General features: G+C 71.8%; 13 protein-coding genes and 2 tRNA genes. 5 read left to right on the top strand and 10 right to left on the bottom strand.

The genetic code is table 11. The features are described 5' to 3' along the window. Nucleotides 1–78: 78 nt before the first annotated feature. Both GA0070213_RS15620 and GA0070213_RS15615 read left to right on the top strand, forming a co-directional pair. On the top strand, nucleotides 79–1,185 hold the full coding sequence (locus tag GA0070213_RS15620; protein ID WP_245716412.1) for a polysaccharide deacetylase family protein: 1,107 nt from the start codon (nucleotides 79–81) through the stop codon (nucleotides 1,183–1,185). A gap of 22 nt (nucleotides 1,186–1,207) precedes the next feature. Next, on the top strand, nucleotides 1,208–2,764 hold the full coding sequence (locus GA0070213_RS15615) for a cellulose binding domain-containing protein (RefSeq protein WP_091063642.1): 1,557 nt from the start codon (nucleotides 1,208–1,210) through the stop codon (nucleotides 2,762–2,764). Between the two features lie 58 nt (nucleotides 2,765–2,822). On the opposite strand, the gene GA0070213_RS15610 is transcribed toward GA0070213_RS15615, so the two are convergent. From GA0070213_RS15610 to GA0070213_RS15590, 5 genes are all read right to left on the bottom strand, one after another. Next, nucleotides 2,823–3,440 carry a rhomboid family intramembrane serine protease gene (locus tag GA0070213_RS15610; RefSeq protein ID WP_091063638.1) on the bottom strand — a complete coding sequence of 206 codons (618 nt, stop codon included), beginning with the start codon at nucleotides 3,438–3,440 and terminating at the stop codon, nucleotides 2,823–2,825. 16 nt (nucleotides 3,441–3,456) lie between these two features. Next, nucleotides 3,457–6,156 (bottom strand): ricin-type beta-trefoil lectin domain protein, encoded by a 2,700-nt coding sequence (locus tag GA0070213_RS15605; protein ID WP_091063634.1) that lies wholly within the window; start codon nucleotides 6,154–6,156, stop codon nucleotides 3,457–3,459. A gap of 263 nt (nucleotides 6,157–6,419) precedes the next feature. After that, complete coding sequence (locus tag GA0070213_RS15600; protein ID WP_091063629.1) at nucleotides 6,420–7,430, bottom strand: CU044_5270 family protein; 1,011 nt, start codon at nucleotides 7,428–7,430, stop codon at nucleotides 6,420–6,422. After that, nucleotides 7,430–7,984 carry an RNA polymerase sigma factor gene (locus GA0070213_RS15595; RefSeq protein WP_175441351.1) on the bottom strand — a complete coding sequence of 185 codons (555 nt, stop codon included), beginning with the start codon at nucleotides 7,982–7,984 and terminating at the stop codon, nucleotides 7,430–7,432. The genes GA0070213_RS15600 and GA0070213_RS15595 overlap by 1 nt, the downstream gene beginning before the upstream one ends. 131 nt (nucleotides 7,985–8,115) lie before the next feature. Beyond that, nucleotides 8,116–8,191 (bottom strand) — tRNA-Lys (locus tag GA0070213_RS15590). A 187-nt stretch (nucleotides 8,192–8,378) separates the two neighbouring features. On the opposite strand from GA0070213_RS15590, the gene GA0070213_RS15585 reads away from it, so the two are divergent. Next, nucleotides 8,379–9,650 carry a L,D-transpeptidase gene (locus GA0070213_RS15585; protein ID WP_091063620.1) on the top strand — a complete coding sequence of 424 codons (1,272 nt, stop codon included), beginning with the start codon at nucleotides 8,379–8,381 and terminating at the stop codon, nucleotides 9,648–9,650. A gap of 190 nt (nucleotides 9,651–9,840) precedes the next feature. After that, entirely contained in the window at nucleotides 9,841–11,091 is a 1,251-nt protein-coding gene (locus GA0070213_RS15580; protein WP_091063616.1) for a L,D-transpeptidase, read from the top strand. Between the two features lie 51 nt (nucleotides 11,092–11,142). Here the strand turns inward: GA0070213_RS15580 and GA0070213_RS15575 are convergent. Next, nucleotides 11,143–11,218, bottom strand: a tRNA-His gene (locus tag GA0070213_RS15575). A gap of 89 nt (nucleotides 11,219–11,307) precedes the next feature. Continuing rightward, complete coding sequence (orn, locus tag GA0070213_RS15570; protein WP_091063613.1) at nucleotides 11,308–11,898, bottom strand: oligoribonuclease; 591 nt, start codon at nucleotides 11,896–11,898, stop codon at nucleotides 11,308–11,310. A gap of 73 nt (nucleotides 11,899–11,971) precedes the next feature. Between orn and GA0070213_RS15565 the strand changes: the two genes are divergently transcribed. Then, entirely contained in the window at nucleotides 11,972–13,255 is a 1,284-nt protein-coding gene (locus tag GA0070213_RS15565; RefSeq protein WP_091063609.1) for a glycosyltransferase 87 family protein, read from the top strand. Between the two features lie 103 nt (nucleotides 13,256–13,358). On the opposite strand, the gene GA0070213_RS15560 is transcribed toward GA0070213_RS15565, so the two are convergent. The 3 genes from GA0070213_RS15560 to GA0070213_RS15550 all read right to left on the bottom strand — a co-directional run bounded on the left by GA0070213_RS15560 (nucleotide 13,359) and on the right by GA0070213_RS15550 (nucleotide 16,362). Continuing rightward, the gene (locus tag GA0070213_RS15560) at nucleotides 13,359–13,811 is read right to left on the bottom strand and encodes a hypothetical protein (protein WP_091063604.1); all 453 of its coding nucleotides are present in this window, start codon (nucleotides 13,809–13,811) and stop codon (nucleotides 13,359–13,361) included. Between the two features lie 140 nt (nucleotides 13,812–13,951). After that, entirely contained in the window at nucleotides 13,952–14,677 is a 726-nt protein-coding gene (locus GA0070213_RS15555) for a YcnI family copper-binding membrane protein (protein WP_091063601.1), read from the bottom strand. Nucleotides 14,678–14,694: 17 nt separating this feature from the next. Further along, on the bottom strand, nucleotides 14,695–16,362 hold the full coding sequence (locus GA0070213_RS15550; protein ID WP_091064417.1) for a copper resistance CopC/CopD family protein: 1,668 nt from the start codon (nucleotides 16,360–16,362) through the stop codon (nucleotides 14,695–14,697). Between the last annotated feature and the right edge of the window lie 46 nt (nucleotides 16,363–16,408).

Raw genomic sequence — 16,408 nt, 5'->3', positions numbered from 1 at the left:
GAGACGATGCGGACCGACTCCGGCAATGCGTTCCCCAGGGCGCCGAGCAGCACCTCGAACGCCAGCGGGAGAACCTCGATGACGCCCTTCCCAGCCGGACCGACGGCTGCCCCGACCCGATCCGCACGCCGCCCGATGGTGGTGGCCGCGGCCGCCGCCCTGCTGACCGCGGTGGCCTCCGGCCTGGTGGTCACCGCCGCGCCATCGATGGCCGCCGCCTGCACCGGCTACGTGGCGCTGACCTTCGACGACGGGCCCACCCCCGGCAACACCACCACGCTGATCAACACCCTCAGGGCGGCCGGCGTACGGGCGACGTTCTTCAACGTCGGCCAGAACGTGCAGGCCAACCCGGCGCTGGCCAGGGCGCAGCGGGACGCCGGCATGTGGGTCGGGAACCACAGCTGGACGCACCCGCACATGACCCAGCTCAGCCAGGCGCAGATGACCTCGGAGATCTCCCAGACCCAGCAGGCGATCCAGCAGGCCACCGGCGAGGCGCCCAAGCTGTTCCGGCCGCCCTACCTGGAGTCCAACGCGACGCTGCGGGCGGTCGAGGCCCAGTTCGGGCTCACCGAGATCAACGCCGACGTGGACTCGCAGGACTGGAACAACGCCAGCACCGACCAGATCGTGCAGAACGCGAGCCGGCTCCAGGCCGGGCAGTCCATCCTGATGCACGACTGGCCGGCCAACACGATCGCCGCCATCCCCCGGATCGTCAGCAACCTGTCGAGCCGTGGCCTGTGCGCCGGCATGATCTCGCCGGCCACCGGACGGGCGGTCGCCCCGGACGGCGGCACGCCCACCACGCCGCCACCCACCACCGCACCGCCCACCACGACGCCCACCACCGCACCGCCCACCACGCCGCCGCCGGACCCCTCCGGCGCCTGCACCGCCAGCTATCGGCTGGTCAGCAGTTGGACCGGTGGTTTCCAGGGCGAGGTGACCGTGAGCAGCACGAGGGCCGTCACCGGCTGGACGGTACGGATGACGCTGGCCGGCGGGCAGAGCATCGCCAACGTGTGGAACGGGGTGGCCACCGGCACCACCGGCGCGGTCAGCGTCCGCAACGCGGCCTACAACGGCGCGCTGAACGCCGGCGGGTCGACGACCTTCGGCTTCCTCGCCAACGGCAGCAGCTCACCAGCGCCGAGCGCGATCACCTGCGCCACCTCGTAGCGCACCCCGTCAAGGAGCACAGATGCGACTTCCGCACGCCCGGCTCCGGTCGGCGGCGGCGGTGCTCACCGCCGCCGCCGTCGCCGTGGCCGCCGCACTCACCGCCGCCGTCTCCGCGCAGGCCGCCGCCGGCTGCCGGGTCACCTACACGGTGACCAGCCAGTGGCCGGGCGGCTTCGGCGCGAACGTCGACGTCACCAACCTCGGCGATCCGCTGAACGGCTGGCGGCTGACCTGGTCGTTCACCGCCGGACAGGTGGTCGGACAGGCGTGGAACGGCACGGTGACGCAGTCCGCCGGCCGGGTCACCGTCACCAACGCCGCCTGGAACGGCGGTCTCGGCACCGGGGCCACCGCACAGTTCGGGTTCAGCGGCTCGTGGGACAACGCGTCCAACCCGGCGCCGACCGACTTCGCGCTCGACGGCGTGCCGTGCACCGGCCGCCCGGCCCCGACCACGACCGCGCCACCCACCAGCACGCCGACCAGCGCCCCGCCGCCGACCAGCCCGCCGCCGCCGACCAGCCCGCCGCCGACCAGCCCGCCGCCGGCCTCCGGGGCGCTGGAGCAGACACGCACTGTCGGCCGGGTCCGGGCGGCCGGCACCGACGTCCAGTACACCTGGCCCGGCATCTACTTCGAGGGCCGGTTCCGCGGCACCGGCGTCGGGATCGTCCTCGACGACAGCCAGAACGACTATGCCGTGCAGGTGGACGGGGCGACCGTCGCCACGCTGGTCACCCCCGGCCGGACCACCTACTGGATCCGGAATCTCACCGACGCCGACCACACCGTACGCCTGGTCAAGCGCACCGAGAGCCCGTGGGCCGTGGGCGCGTTCGGTGGTCTCGTCGCCGCCCCCGGTGGCGCGATCCTGGCCAAGCCGGCCGCCCGCAGCCGCCAGATCGAGTTCATCGGTGACTCCTGGACGGCCGGCTACGGCAACATGTCGACGACCCGCGACTGCTCCGGCAACGGTGGCGTCACCCGCAACTCCAACGCCGACCTCACCTTCGGCGCCCTCACCGCACAGAGCCTGAACGCCGACTACCAGCTCATCGCCTGGTCCGGCCTGGGCATGGTGCGCAACTACAACGGCGGGGGCACGGACAACTTCCGCACCTGGTACGAGACCGACCTGCAGGCGCTGTGGAACAGCACGGTGTGGCAGAACCCGGGCACCTGGAAGCCGCAGGTGGTCGTCGTCGGCCTGGGCATCAACGACTTCTCCACCGCGCTCAACGCCGGCGAGCGGTGGACCACGCCCGAGCAGCTCGCCGCCGACTTCCGCACCGCGTACCTGGGCTTCCTCGACAAGCTCCGCACCCGCTACGGCCCGAACACGTTCATCGTGCTCACCTACCCGGACCTGTCCAACACGCCGCTGGCCGCCTCGGTCCAGCAGGTCGTCCGGATCCGTACGGCCGCGGGCGACACCCGGATCCGCTCGCTCTACTACGACGACACCGCGCTGGGCCTGGACAAGCTCGGCTGCGACTGGCACCCGTCCAAGCGCGACGACCAGTTGCTCGCCGGCGCGCTCACCCGGTTCATCGGCACCCTGCCGCTGACCTGGTGACGTGAACCCCGCCGAGGCGGGCCCGGTGCGCCGGCCCCGCCTCGGCGGCTGTGCGCCGTCACCGGCGGCTCCTCCGGTCCGTCGCGGTCAGGACCGTCCCCACCGCCGCGCCGACCACCGCCGCGCCGCCGTGGATGTCACCGGCCACCAGCAGCGCCACCGCGACGAGCAGACTCGCCACCCCGAGCAGGCGGCCCACGCGGTCGCCGGACCGGACCGCCACGACGGCGACGGACGCGGCCAGACCGAACACCGCGACGGAGTTCCCGGCGCCGACCGGTTGCACCACGAGCCCCCACACCTGCGCGAGCACGCCGGAGGCGAGCGCGACCACCGCCCAGCGCCCCGCCCCCCAGACCCGCTCGGCCACCACCCCCACCACGGCGAGGGCGGCCAGGTTGAAGACCGAGCCGGCCACGCCGCCGTCCTGCACGACGAGCGAGGTCACCAGCCGCCAGACCTGGCCGTCGCCGATCGCGGCCCGGTCGCGTCCGAGCTGCCCGAGCAGCGCCGGCGCGACGGTGAGCTGGAGCAGCGTCGGCACGCCGACGACGACCAGCGCCGCGACGGTCGCGACCGGGACGCGCCGCCGAACGTCCGAGCCGCGCGCGGCGACCAGCCCCACGCCGGCCCGGACGGCCGTGGCCAGCGGCACGAGGTACGCGAGGGCGGTCATGCCTCCATCCTGGCCGTCAGCCGCGCAGGGTCCACCTCTGGTTGGCGCCACCGTTGCACGCCCAGAGGATGATCTTCGTGCCGTTGGCGCTGGCGGCGCCGTTGGCGTCGAGACAGAGCCCGGACTGGACGTTCGTGATGGTGCCGCTGCTGTTCACGTTCCACTGCTGGTTGAGCCCGCCGTGGCAGTCCCAGATGATGACCGCGGTGCCGTTGGCAGTGCCGCCGCCGGACGCGTCCAGGCACTTGTTGCCGTACACGGTCAGTTGTCTGCCGCTGGTGGAGGTCCAGCGCTGGTTGGTGCCACCGCCGCAGTCCCAGAGCTGCACCTGGGTGCCGTTGGCGGTCGAGGAGTTGGGCACCTCGACGCAGCGGCCCGACTGGCCGCCCACGAGCTGCCCGCCCGTCGGGCTGCCGCCGCCGCTCTGCTGCCGGACGATCGAGGTCGACTCCGCCGAGCGGTTGCCCTGGGCGTCGACGACGTAGAGGCGGTACTCCCCCGACGTGGCCGGCACGGCGATGGAGGTGGCGTCGCCGGCCGCCCTGGTCATCGTCGGGCCGGCGGTGAAGGTGGTCGTGCCGGCGGGCGCCAGCCAGACCGTCCTGGTCGCGTCACCGGTGCCGCGGATCGGGATCGACGCCGTCGCGCCGGTGACGAACGTGCTCGCCGGCAGGAGGTAGTCCGGTGCGGAGACGGTGCCCGTCGCGAGGACGTCCCGGTAGGCGTCCTCGAGACCGGAGTTCACCGCGATGGCGTACGCCGCCGCCGGCCAGACGTAGTCGGAGGAGACGATGATGTCGCCGATCGTGCTGTTCGGCAGGTTCTTGTTCGAGACCTTGTTGATCGGGCCGTAGGTCTGCGTGATGCTCAGGTCGTGCTTCCGGCCGAAGTCGTCGGAATTGATCATCCAGGTGACGTTCTTGTCGATGCTCAGGACGTTGTCCCGGAACGTGATGAACGCCGAGCCCTCGTCCGGGTGCAGCCCGTACTTGTGGCCGGCGGGCACGCCCTGGAGATAGTTGTCGGTGATCCTGGTGCCGGGCTGGCTGCCGAGCGTGTAGATGGGTGCGGTGTCGCTGAGACGCTGCACCGTGTCGATGATGTGGTTGTGGCTGACGGTGTTGTTCCGCGCCGTCGTGGTCGGTCGGTTCGGCGCGATCGAGCCCGACGACCCGTCGAAGTTCCACCAGCCCCAGCCGAGGGTTATGCCGGCCCACGGCGCCTTCTCGATCCGGTTGTGCGCGATGGTGAGGGTGTCGGCGAAGTAGGCCGAGATCGGGCTGTGCCCGTTGAACAGGACCGCGCTGTCGTACAGGTAGTTGTTCCTGATGTCGATGTTCTTCGGTAGGCCCTCGACCTGCGGGGAGTACTTCTCCCGGTTGGTCGGGGTGCCGTCTCCGAGGTAGACGTGCTGGGGATGGCCCACGGTGATCGCGGATCCGGCGATGTCGTTGGTGTGGTTGCCGATCAACTGACTGGCCTGCACGTCGTTGACCATGTTGATCCCGTCGGCGCCGGTGTGCTGGATCCGGTTGCGGTGCAGCAGGATCCCGTCGGCGTTCTGCACCTGGACGATGCCGGGGGTGACGTCCACGTTGCGGTAGTAGTAGACGTGGAAGTTGCCCTTCGCGTACGCCTGGGCGCCGAGGTTGCCCTGCTGCGCCTGCTTGAAGGACGAGCCGGCGACGGTGAACAGGTTCCAGTCGGAGTGCTGCACCGTCAGGCCCGAGAACGTGATGTTGCGCGCGTGGCTGCCGGTCGAGGTGCCGGCGACCCGCAGCAGCGTGGTCACGTTGTTCGGCGCGTAGACCGTGGCGGTCGACATGTTCTCGGTGCTGGCCTTGTAGTAGTACAAGGTCCGGCTGCTCTTGTCGAAGTAGAACTCGCCGGGGGTGTCCAGGAACTCGTACGCGTTCATGAGCTTGTGCGTGCCGCCCACCTGAGCGTTGCCGTTGAAGGCGCCCTGCGCGATGGCCGCACCCGGCTGCTGGAAGAGGGCGACCCGACTCCCGCCGTCGGAGGTGGTCGTCACCTGGCGGACGCCGACGAGGGCCGTGGTCCAGGTCGTACCCGTCTCGATCTCGATGTCGTCCTGGTTGCGGGCGATGGCGGGGAAGTCGGCCAGACCGTACCGGGCGCCGTCGCACTGTGAACCTGATTCCCACGCCCAGTCGGCCTGACCGGCCGTGACGGTGTACGTCCCCTGACATCCCTGCGAGGTGACCGTCTTCGAGGCCATGAACGCGCGCTTGTCGTTGACGTAGAGCGCCCGCAGTTTGTTGGCCCGGTCGAGTGGCGCCTTCCAGATGTTGCCGCTGTGCTGGCTCCACCCGGTCACCTGGACGCCACCGTCGAGGACCGGACTCTCACCGGGATAGGCGGCGTAGACGACCCGGAACCCGTTCGTGCCGGAGTCGCCCGGGCCGAACTCGACGGTGCTGCCCACCGGGTAGGTCCCGCCGCGCAGGAACACGTTGATGTCGCCCGTCATGCCCGCGTTCACGGTACGGACGACGTCCCGCGCGCGTTGCAGGGTCCGGAACGGGGACTGGATCGTCCCCGGGTTGGCGTCACTGCCGTCGGGTGAGACGTAATAGGTCTGCTGGACCGCGGCCGCGGCCGGCGTCTGGTTGGTCAGCACCGCCGGCGACACGACGGCGACGAGCGCCGCGACCGTCAGCAACGCCAGGCGGGCGGTGGACACGATTGATGACATGCGCTGTTCCTCTCACTTGCCCTCGACATGGTGCACGCACGTATCGAGCGGCGAGCACGGAAACAGCGACGTCACCAGTGGCTTGGGGGACCTCTGTCACCCACACGCCTTGCCGATCGCTACGAATGCCCTGCCGGCAGCGTAGGCCAGACATATGATGAATGCAACCATAGACGTCTGACGATTTATCGCGTCAGCTCGTCGGCGGTCGGCAGGGACTCGACGCCGGGCCGCTCCGGAGGAAGCGGCCCGGCGCGCGGCGGTCAACCCACGCGATCGGTCCAGGCGGTGCCGAGGATCACCTGGTAGGCGCTGATCCGCACGGGCGACAGCGTCAGTCGCTCGTGGGCGAGCAGTTCACCCGTCGTCGGATCGAAGATCAGGAGAGACTGCGCGTCGTTCTCGCGGTCGTCGAAGGTCACGGCGACCCCGTTCCGACCGGCGCGGTCCGTCACCCGTCCCCGCCAGCGGAAGCCGGGCACCTCGGCGAGGACCCGCAGGATCGCCGCTCGGGTGGCGCGCGGGATGACGAACTGCGCGTAGAGGGCGCTGACCTCCTTGCTCGCGGCGCCCGGCCCGTACTCCACCTTGAGCAGCCCGCGCAGCGCCGACGGGTCGGCCGACGGTGGCCTGAGCTCCGTGGGCGGCAGCGGGATCATGGCCGGAGCCGCCGAGGTGCCGACCGCCGGACGCGAGTCCAGGTTGCGTTGCCAGTAGTCGCGGGACTCCCGGTCGGGGTACTGCGGCTCCAACTGCGTGTTGATCTGGCTGCCGGTCCCGTCGGCGGCCTGCCAGGCCTTCGTCTCGCCGGCGAAGGCGACGTGGTGACGGCCGTCGGCGGAGGTCATCACCGGATCACCCCACACCTTCGTGTGGTGGTACATGTAGCGTCCGCGCAGGTGGTCGTACTCCGCATCCCCGATCGCGCCCGCCAGCGCGCGCAGCTGCGGGCCAGCCTCCGGCGGGTCCGCGACGAACTGGTACGAGACCGGCACGAGCACCGATCCGGCCGTGCTCCCAGCACCGCCCGGAACGTCCGGCGAGGACCGGTCGAACGGCTGGAGAACGGCCACGGCGCCGACCGCCGCCGCCAGCGTCCCGGCCGTCAGCACCAGCCGGCGGGTCGGGCGTACGCGACGATGCGGGCCGACCGTCTCGGTGGCGCCGGCGCGGTCGATCAGTTCACCTGCCGAGACCGGCGGCGGGGCGACGGCGACGGTCCGGGCCGGGTCGACCGGGCCGAGGAGGGTACGGGTGCGCTCTGCTCCGAACATCACAGTTCCTCTCGCGTGGTCACCAACACGGGGCGGTGAGGGGACGGTGTGGGCTGGTCCGACATCGCTTCGGCGAGGCGCCCACGGGCGCGGTGCAGGCGCACCGCCGCGGTCGCCCGGGAGCAGCCGAGAACCTGGGCCGCCTCGGAAACCGTCAGCTCCTCCCAGCCGATGAGCCGGAGAATTTCCTGGTCGAGTTCGCTGAGGACGGCCAGCGCGGCCCGGACGTCGGCGATCCCGACGGTGGTGTCGGCGCCCGAGGAGCCGGCGACCCGCGCCAGGTCGGCACCGGCGACGGGCAGGACATCGGGGGCGCCGCGCCGCGACCGCCAGTGGTTCGCAAGGAGTCGCCGGGCCACCCCGTACAGCCAGGGCAGGCTGCGATCGGGCACCTCGTCGCGGCGACGCCAGGCGACGACGAAGACCTCCTGGGCGAGCTCCGCCGACGCGTCGGAGTCCGCGAGTCGGCGGAGGCCGTACCTGACGATGTTCGCGTACTCGGCGGCGTAGAGACCGGTGAACCAGCCCTCGTCCCGCTTCTTCGGTGGACCCACCCGAACCCCCATTGCCTCGGCGACTCTCACAGTGGCTTGTGTCGCGAGGGGCCCGAGGATTACCGGCGGGATTCTGCGGACGCGAAAAAGGCCCCGATTCGGCACGGGGTGCCGATCAGGGCCTTGCTCGTTGGTGCGCCGCCAGGGACTCGAACCCCGAACCCGCGGATTAAGAGTCCGCTGCTCTGCCAGTTGAGCTAGCGGCGCTCGCTGACAACGGGAAGAACCTTAGCATGCCCGCTGAGGCGGGTTCCAATCCGATACCGGGCTCCCCCCTTCGGTCGAGCTTAAGCGGCAAAAGCCTCTAAATCACCCGGCCGCGCCGATCCGGGGCACGGGTCCCTGGCGTCGATGGGGCACGATGTCCGCCAGGCACGCTACGACAGGGGTGGGCATGGGCAGGTTCGCGCGGGCCGGGGCGATGGTGGGCGTCCTGGTCCTCACGGCGTCGCTGGCACTGACCGGGTGCGGCGGCGACGAGGAGAAGCCGGCCTTCGTGCCCGGCCAGCAGGAGGTCGGTGGCATCTCGTCGACCGCGCCGGATCCGAGCGCCTCGCCGAGCGACGCGGCTCCGGCCGCGACGCCGCTGGCGGTGACGCCGGCCGACGGCGCGACCGGCCGGCCGGCGAGCACCGAGATCAGCGCGCGGATCCCGGGCGGCGGCACGGTGTCGAAGGTGGTGCTCACCACCGCCGCCGGCACCGCCGTCAACGGGCGGATGCGGCGCGACGGCACCGCCTGGGTGCCCTCGGCGCCGTTGAAGTACGGCACGAAGTACACCGCCACGGTCACCGGGGCCGGCAAGGACGGCGCCACCCACCAGGGCACCAGCACCTTCACCACGATGGCCAAGCCGAAGTCGATGATCGGCTCCGGGCTCTACCTGTTCAGCGGCAAGACGTACGGCGTGGCCATGCCCGTGGTCGCCGAGTTCTCGCCCGGCATCCCGAAGAAGGACCGGGCCGCGGTGCAGAAGCGGATGTTCGTGCAGACCGATCCGCCGCAGCCCGGCGCGTGGCACTGGCTCTACAACGGCACCCAGGCCTACTACCGCGCCCCGGAGTACTGGAAGACCGGCACCACGATCACGGTCCGGCTGGCGCTGGCCGGGATCCCGCTGAGCAACGGCCGCTACGGCAACGTGGACCGGAGCGCCACCGCGAAGATCGGCCGGGCGTTCGAGATGACGGTGGACAACGCGACCAAGCGGATGACCGTCTCGGAGAACGGCGCGGTGATCAAGACCCTGCCGGTGAGCCTGGGCAAGAAGAGCACCCCCTCCTCCAGCGGCACCATGGTGGTGATGGAGAAGAAGGAGTCCACGGTCTTCGACACCCGCGACGAGCCGGACCCGGACAACCAGTACGTGACGAAGATCGACTTCGCCCAGCGGATCACCTGGGGCGGCGAGTACATCCACGCGGCCCCCTGGTCGGAGGGCGTGCAGGGGCGCCGCAACGTCTCGCACGGCTGCGTCAACGTGTCGATGGCCGAGGGCCGGTGGCTGTTCGGCAAGACGCTGGTCGGCGACCCGATCACGGTGAAGGGCACCGAGCGCAGGCTGGTGCCGGGCAACGGCTGGACGGCGTGGAGCATGAACTGGTCGGAGTTCGTCGCCGGCAGCGCCCTGCCGGTGCCGAAGGGCGGGCAGGGCTCGCCGTTCTGATCGGCGTAACGTGGTCGGACGCGCTTCTTCCGGCAGCCGCCGGGACTCGTCCCCACCACCAAGCGCCGGACGACAACAGAATCGTTACATCGTCACCGGGGTGTTCCGCTTCACTCCCGGCAACGGGTTGCCGGCCCGGTGCGTCTCACCAGAGACGACGAGGACCGGGCATCACACTTGTGAGGGAATCATGCGAGCTGGCCACGACGAACTGATCCGGGGCGGGAGCGCCCGCCGCGGCGGGCGCCGTGCTCTCGCCGCCGCGGTGCTCGCCGCCGCCATGGCTCTGACGTCCGCCTGCACCGGTGGCGGCGACGACAAGCCGTCGAGCTGGCAGGGCGGCGGCGACGACGGCGGCGAGAAGGCCCCGAAGGCGGCGGCCACCATCAGCGAACCGGCCGCCGACGCCAAGGACGTGCCGGCGACCACCGCCATCACCTTCACCACGACCGAGGCGCAGCAGACCGCCGTCGAACTGAAGGACTCCACCGGCAAGGCCGTCGAGGGCACGCTGGCCGCCGACGGGAAGAGCTGGCAGCCGGCCGGCGCCCTGGCCTACGCGCAGTCCTACACGGCGACCGTGACCGCCACCGGCGACGACGGCAAGCCGGCCACCGCCACCAGCACGTTCACCACCATGGCGAAGCCGGCCAAGCAGGTGCGGGTGACCAGCTTCCTCGGCGACAACCAGGTCGTCGGCGTGGGCATGCCGCTGATCGTGAAGTTCGGCCGCCCCATCCCGCCGGACTACCGCGACGACATGCAGCGCCGGATGACGGTGACCGCCACGCCGGCCCAGGAGGGCATCTGGCGCTGGATCAGCCCGACCGAGGTGCACTACCGGCCGAAGACGTTCTGGAAGGCCAACAGCACCGTCTCCTACCAGGTGCAGGCGGCCGGGCTGCCGCTCGGCGACGGCTGGTACGGCCGCTCCGACCTGACCGTCGACGTCAAGATCGGCCCGTCGTTCGTGATGACCGTGGACAACCGCACCAAGCGGATGACCGTCACCAAGGACGGCAAGACGGTCAAGACGATCCTGGTGAGCCTCGGCAAGAAGAGCACCCCCTCCTCCAGCGGCACCATGGTGGTGATCGAGAAGCTCCGGCACACCGTCTTCGACACCATGGAGGAGCTGGGCCCGGAGGAGGGTTACCGCACCGAGATCGACTACGCCCAGCGGCTCACCTGGGGTGGCGAGTTCATCCACGCGGCCCCCTGGTCCGAGGGCGTGCAGGGCCGCTCGAACGTCTCCCACGGCTGCGTCAACGTCTCGATGAAGGACGGCAACTGGCTGTTCGCCAACACCCGCCTCGGCGACCCGATCACGGTCAAGGGCACCGAGCGCAAGCTGCAGAACGGCAACGGCTGGACCGACTGGAACATGAGCTGGGACGAGTACGTCAAGGGCAGTGCCCTGCCGTACGAGCCGACCGCCTGAGGAATCCCCGTACACGACGAAGCCCCCTCCCGGAGGAGGGGGCTTCGTCGTTGGGGTGACTGATGGGAATTGAACCCACGACAACCGGGACCACAACCCGGTGCTCTGCCAACTGAGCTACAGCCACCATGCTCGCCGCTCCGGTCGCCCGGGCGGTGCGCGGACCAATAATAGCCCCACCCCGACCGGCCCCGTCCACCGGGTTCCGGCCGGGCGTCAGAGCTGCGCGGCGATGCCCTTCGCGGTCTCCACGTCCGGCCCGGGCAGCGGCACGAACAGCGTCCGCCGGTAGTACTCCAGCTCCCGGATGCTCTCCCGGATGTCGGCCAGCGCCCGGTGGGCCAGGCCCTTCTGCGGCTGGCCGAAGTACACCCGCGGGTACCAGCGCCGGCACAGTTCCTTGATCGAGGAGACGTCGATCATCCGGTAGTGCAGGTGGGCGTCGAGCCGGGTCATGTCGCGGGCCAGGAAGCCCCGGTCGGTGGCGATGGAGTTGCCGCACAGCGGGGCGGTGCGCGGATCCTTCACGTGGCTGGTGACGTAGTCGAGCACCATGTCCTCGGCCTCGGCCAGGGTGACCGTGGAGCGGCGTACCTCCTCGGTCAGGCCGGACTTGGCGTGCATGGTGCGCACGATCTCCGGCATGCCGTCCAGCGCCGCGTCGTCGGCGTGGATCACCACGTCCACGCCGTCCCCGAGCACGTTCAGGTCGGGGTCGGTGACGAGCGCGGCGACCTCGATCAGGGCGTCCCGACGCAGGTCCAGCCCGGTCATCTCACAATCGATCCAGACGAGAAGATCAGCCACCGGGACAGACTACGCGCAGCCGACGCGCCCGCGCCTCGGCACGGTCGGGCAGGTGGACCGCTAGGGTTTCCCCGTGCCAGCCGAACCCGTCGCCCCACCCGCCGTCGCCGAGGACGACGCGGGCGGGCGTACGGCCCGGCGGGTGGTCACGGTGCTGGCGCTGGCCGCCCTGCTGCCGGCGCTCTACCTGCCCGCCCTGCGGCACGACTACTACGACCTGAAGATCTACATGCGGGCGATGGACTGGTGGGCGGCCGGTCACCCGCTCTACGACTACGTCCAGCCGGACCGGGTGCAGGGCGCGCTCTACTTCACCTATCCCCCGTTCGCGGCGCTGCTGCTGCGGCCGTTCGCGCTGCTGCCCCTCGGGGTCGCCGTCGCCGCCTTCGTGGTGCTGACGCTGGCGGGCGTGGTGGTGACCACCCGTTGGCTGGTGCTGCCGGTGCTGCGGCGGCACCACCTGCCGCGCGGGTTCGGGCTGACCGTGGCCGTGCTGCTGGTGCTGGCGGTGGAGAGCACCCGCGAGACGATCACGCTGGGCCAGATCAACATGCTGCTGGTGGTGCTGATCCTGGCCGACCTGCTGTTCGCCGTACCCCAGGGGCGGCGGTGGGCCGGCGTGGGCGTGGGGTTGGCGGCGGCGCTCAAGCTCTTCCCCGGCATCTTCCTGCTCTATCTGCTGGCCGCCCGGCGCTGGCGGGCGGCGGCCGTGGCGGCGGCGACCGCGGCGGTGGCCACGCTGCTCGCGGCGGCGGTGGCGCCGGGCGACTCGTGGCGGTTCTGGACCCATGAGCTGTGGACCACCGACCGGGTGGGCCGCACCGACTACACCGGCAACCAGTCGCTGTTCGGCCTGCTCAGCCGGATGACCGCGCCGGACGAGCCGGGCCGGCTGCCGTGGTTGCTGCTGGCGGTGGCGATCGCCGGCCTCGGGTTGTGGCGGGCGGCGCGCGCGGCGCGGGCCGGGGACGCGCTGGTCGGCCTCACGCTGACCGGCCTGGTGGGCGGCCTGATCTCGCCGATCACCTGGACGCACCACCTCTACTGGTTCATCCCGGCGGTGGTGGTGCTGGTGGACGCGGCGCTGGACGCCGACCGGGCGACGGTGACCGGCGTCCGGCGGCGCCGCGGCCTGCTCGCGCTGGCCGCGGGCACGGGCGTGGTGATCGTGTACGGGGTGGTGACGTTCCAGGACTGGGGCACCGGCACGGTGCACACCGATGATCCGGTCGACTTCGTGGTGCGCAACGCCTACGTGCTGCTCAGCCTGCTGCTGTTGGCCGTGCTGCCGATCCGCCACCGGTCCCCGGTGTTCGTTAAACGGACAGATCTCGCGAATGATGCTGTTGGGCGGTAATCTGGTCTCAACTACCTCAGTTCTCTCCCAGGTAGCACCGAATAACCCCCGGTGATGACGGCCCTCCGCGTCGGCAGCGCGGAGGGCCGTCAGCCGTCGTCGGTCACTCGCCGGCCGGGCGGCGGCTCGGCGCCGGCGCGATGGCCGGGCGGGTCTGCCCGCCGGGCGACGAACCGACGGCGACCAGTTGCCGTGCCGGCCGGGACGCCGGGCCCGGCTGCCGACCCAGCTCGCTCAGCGAGCTGATTCCGAGCCGCCCGGCCAGCACCGGCACCTGGTCCGGCTCGACCACGAAGACCACCTCGCGCGGCCGGTGCGGGCGCAGCAGCAACACCGCGGCGAACATCACCAGCAGCGCCACGCCGGACAGCAGCGCCCCCGCCGCGCCGGTGGACCAACCGCCCCGCAGCGTCAGGTCCAGCCCGCCGGCGCGGGCGGCGAAGCCGCCGACCGGATCGGCGTGCCCGGCGGCGAAGCAGAGACCGGCGCCCGCCAGCAGCGCCGGAACCCCCACGGCCAGCAGCAGCATGCCGGTGATCGCGCGTACGAAACGCATTCGGGTCGTCCCTCTCGGTAGCCAGCTACCCGGCCGACCTTACCGACGCCGGCCGGCCCGTCGCCGGATATCCACCGCACCCGGCCCCGGAACGCACACCGGCCCGGCGGACGATCCGCCGGGCCGGTGAGGGGTTGCGCTCAGGACTTCGCGACGGGCTCCCGCCGGGTACGCGCGAACGCCAGCCCGCCGAGCGCCAGGCCGGCGAGACCGGCGACCAGACCGGCCACCCCGAACGCGGTGCCGGAGCCGGCGTCGTCATCGTCGTCGTCGGCCGCGGCCACCGCCTCGGCCGGGGCGCTGGCACCCGGCGACGCGGCCTTGGCGGCCAGCTTGAGCACCGGGGCCGGGTTCTCCGGCTCCTCCGCGCCCGGCGTGGGCTCCTCGATCCAGCGGGAGACGTTGCCGTCGGAGTAGGTCTGCAGCACCTTGAACACCATGGTGTCCACCTCCGGCAGCGGGCCCATCGACACCGGGAACTCCTGGAACTCGCCCGGCTTCACCCCGCCGTTCGGGGGCGCGGTGAAGGTGAGCTTGGAGACCGCCTCGGTGAGCTGGCTGCCGTGCACCTCGATCGGCGGGTCCACCTTGCGCTTCTCCACCGCCACCGTCCAGCCCGGCACCGGCATGGTGGAGACCGAACCGACCGGGGCGTTCGCCGGCAGGTTCACCTCGACCTTGACGGTCGACGCCGTGTCGCTCTCGTTCGGCACCCGGAGCGCGAACCGGCCGTAGCCGCCCTGCGTACCCTCCTGCGGGTTGATCGTGACGTGCGCCGAGGCCGGCCCGGCCAGGCCGAGCACGGTCGCGGCGACGGCGGCGAGGGTCAGCGCGGCGGCGGTCGCGGGACGCCGGAGACGGATCATCAGATGGGACCTTCCGTTTACTTGATCGGCACGGTGGCGGTCACCGTGGCCTGGTCGATGTCGGACGTGCGGACGGTGAAGCGGAGCTGCCAGTCCCCCCGGGCCGGCAGGTTGACCTCGCCGGTCGCGTGGTTGTCGCTCAGCGGCAGCAACGGCACCGTGATCGGCTCGATCCCGGCCGACGGCAGCGCCGCGGTGACCTTCCACTCCTGCACCGGCTGCGGCCGGTTGTCGGTGGTGTAGGCGTAGAGGTGCAGCGAGTTGTTGCCGGTCTCGGCCGGGTCCAGCTCGACCTGGAGCGAGTAGATCGGGCTGCTCAACGTGGTGGAGAAGTAGCCGGTCGGCGCGCCGGCCACGTCGGCGGCGGCGGTGCGCGCCGGGGTGGTCTGCACCAGCGTCGCGGACAGGCCCAGCACCACCGCGGTGATCGCCAGCTCGGCCACCACGGCCCGCCGCATCGCGCCCGGCCGCCCGGCGGCGACGCGCCGCCGCACCAGCGCCCGGGAGTACGCGGCCACGCCGATCACCAGCGCGAACAGCACGATCTTGGCAAGCAGCAGCCGCCCGTACGTGGTGTCGACGAGCGCCTTCGGGCTGGCCACCTCGATCAGGCCCTGCACGGTGCCGGCGAGCAGCAGCGCGGCCACCGCCAGCGCGGCCCAGCGGGACCAGATCGGCAGGATCGCGTCCAGCTCCCGCTCGTCCGCCCGGGGCAGCAGGAACGCCGCCAACATCACCAGTCCGCCCAGCCAGACCGCCATCCCGCCCAGGTGGATGGCGTCCACCACCACGGAGACCGCCGGTGCCGGTGACGCGGCCGGGTGGCCGGCGAGCGGCCAGGTGAACAGCGCCGCCCCGCCCAGGACGGCCAGGATGATCGCGTCGGTGCGGCCGATCGGCCCGGCGAGCAGCGGGCGGAGCAGGAACGCCGCCGCCGCGAGCAGGCCCAGCCGGACCAGGTGGGTGGTGCCGTAGCTGCTGCCCAGCACGTCGCCCAGGCCGGACCCGGTCACGTCGAACAGGCCGCCACCGTTGGTGTAGGGCACCTGGAGCCACAGCTCGGCGAGCGTGGCGGCGACCAGCACGCCCAACCCGGCCCAGACCAGTCGCCCCGGAACGCGCCGGGACAGCCGGCGCGGCCAGAGCGCGGCCAGCACCAGCGCCGGGCCGACCAGCAGCAGCAACCCGACGTAGCCGGCGTACTTCGCCACCTTCACCGCGTTCTCGGTCACCGGGTTCGCCCGGTTGTCCGAGCCGCTGTCGGTCGGCGGCTCGGACGGCGCGCCCACCGAGTAGGTGAACGCGCCGGAGACCGGGTGGCTGTCCGCCGAGATGACCCGGTAGCTCACCAGGTAGGTGCCGCGCCCGGCGGACGGGTCCACCGGGATGGTGACCTCCGCGCCCTGGAACGTCGGCTCGCCCCGGTCGGCCCGGGAACCGTCGGGGGCGATCACCCGCACCTTGTCCGGCACCTTGCGGACGCCCTCGCTGAAGGTGATCACCACCTGGGCGGGCGCCTCGGGCACCACGGCGGAGGCGGCGGGGCTGCTGCTCACCAGCACCGCGTGGGCGCTGGCCGGGGTGGCCGGGGCGAGCAGCAGGGAGACCAGGAGGAGCAGCAGCCCGGCGACGGTCCCGGAGCGGGCGGCGAGGACCCCGGGCGGGCGGCGTACGGCAGCAGTCATGACCGCCATGGTTCCCGAACCGCGACCCGGGCGGCGAGCCGACCTC

The sequence above is a fragment of the Micromonospora humi genome (assembly GCF_900090105.1).
GTDB classification, from domain to species: Bacteria; Actinomycetota; Actinomycetes; order Mycobacteriales; family Micromonosporaceae; genus Micromonospora; species Micromonospora humi.
The sequence above is the reverse complement of the archived record's forward strand: the minus strand, read 5'-3'. Positions and strand labels throughout refer to the sequence as shown.

Excerpts from the sequence above, each read along its gene's own strand:
- GA0070213_RS15585 (WP_091063620.1), top strand. The coding sequence starts at position 8,379 with ATGGGCAGGTTCGCGCGGGCCGGGGCGATGGTGGGCGTCCTGGTCCTC.
- GA0070213_RS15610 (WP_091063638.1), bottom strand. The coding sequence starts at position 3,440 with ATGACCGCCCTCGCGTACCTCGTGCCGCTGGCCACGGCCGTCCGGGCC.
- GA0070213_RS15555 (WP_091063601.1), bottom strand. The coding sequence starts at position 14,677 with ATGATCCGTCTCCGGCGTCCCGCGACCGCCGCCGCGCTGACCCTCGCC.
- GA0070213_RS15620 (WP_245716412.1), top strand. The coding sequence starts at position 79 with ATGACGCCCTTCCCAGCCGGACCGACGGCTGCCCCGACCCGATCCGCA.
- GA0070213_RS15600 (WP_091063629.1), bottom strand. The coding sequence starts at position 7,430 with ATGTTCGGAGCAGAGCGCACCCGTACCCTCCTCGGCCCGGTCGACCCG.
- GA0070213_RS15550 (WP_091064417.1), bottom strand. The coding sequence starts at position 16,362 with ATGACTGCTGCCGTACGCCGCCCGCCCGGGGTCCTCGCCGCCCGCTCC.
- GA0070213_RS15560 (WP_091063604.1), bottom strand. The coding sequence starts at position 13,811 with ATGCGTTTCGTACGCGCGATCACCGGCATGCTGCTGCTGGCCGTGGGG.
- GA0070213_RS15605 (WP_091063634.1), bottom strand. The coding sequence starts at position 6,156 with ATGTCATCAATCGTGTCCACCGCCCGCCTGGCGTTGCTGACGGTCGCG.
- GA0070213_RS15580 (WP_091063616.1), top strand. The coding sequence starts at position 9,841 with ATGCGAGCTGGCCACGACGAACTGATCCGGGGCGGGAGCGCCCGCCGC.
- GA0070213_RS15615 (WP_091063642.1), top strand. The coding sequence starts at position 1,208 with ATGCGACTTCCGCACGCCCGGCTCCGGTCGGCGGCGGCGGTGCTCACC.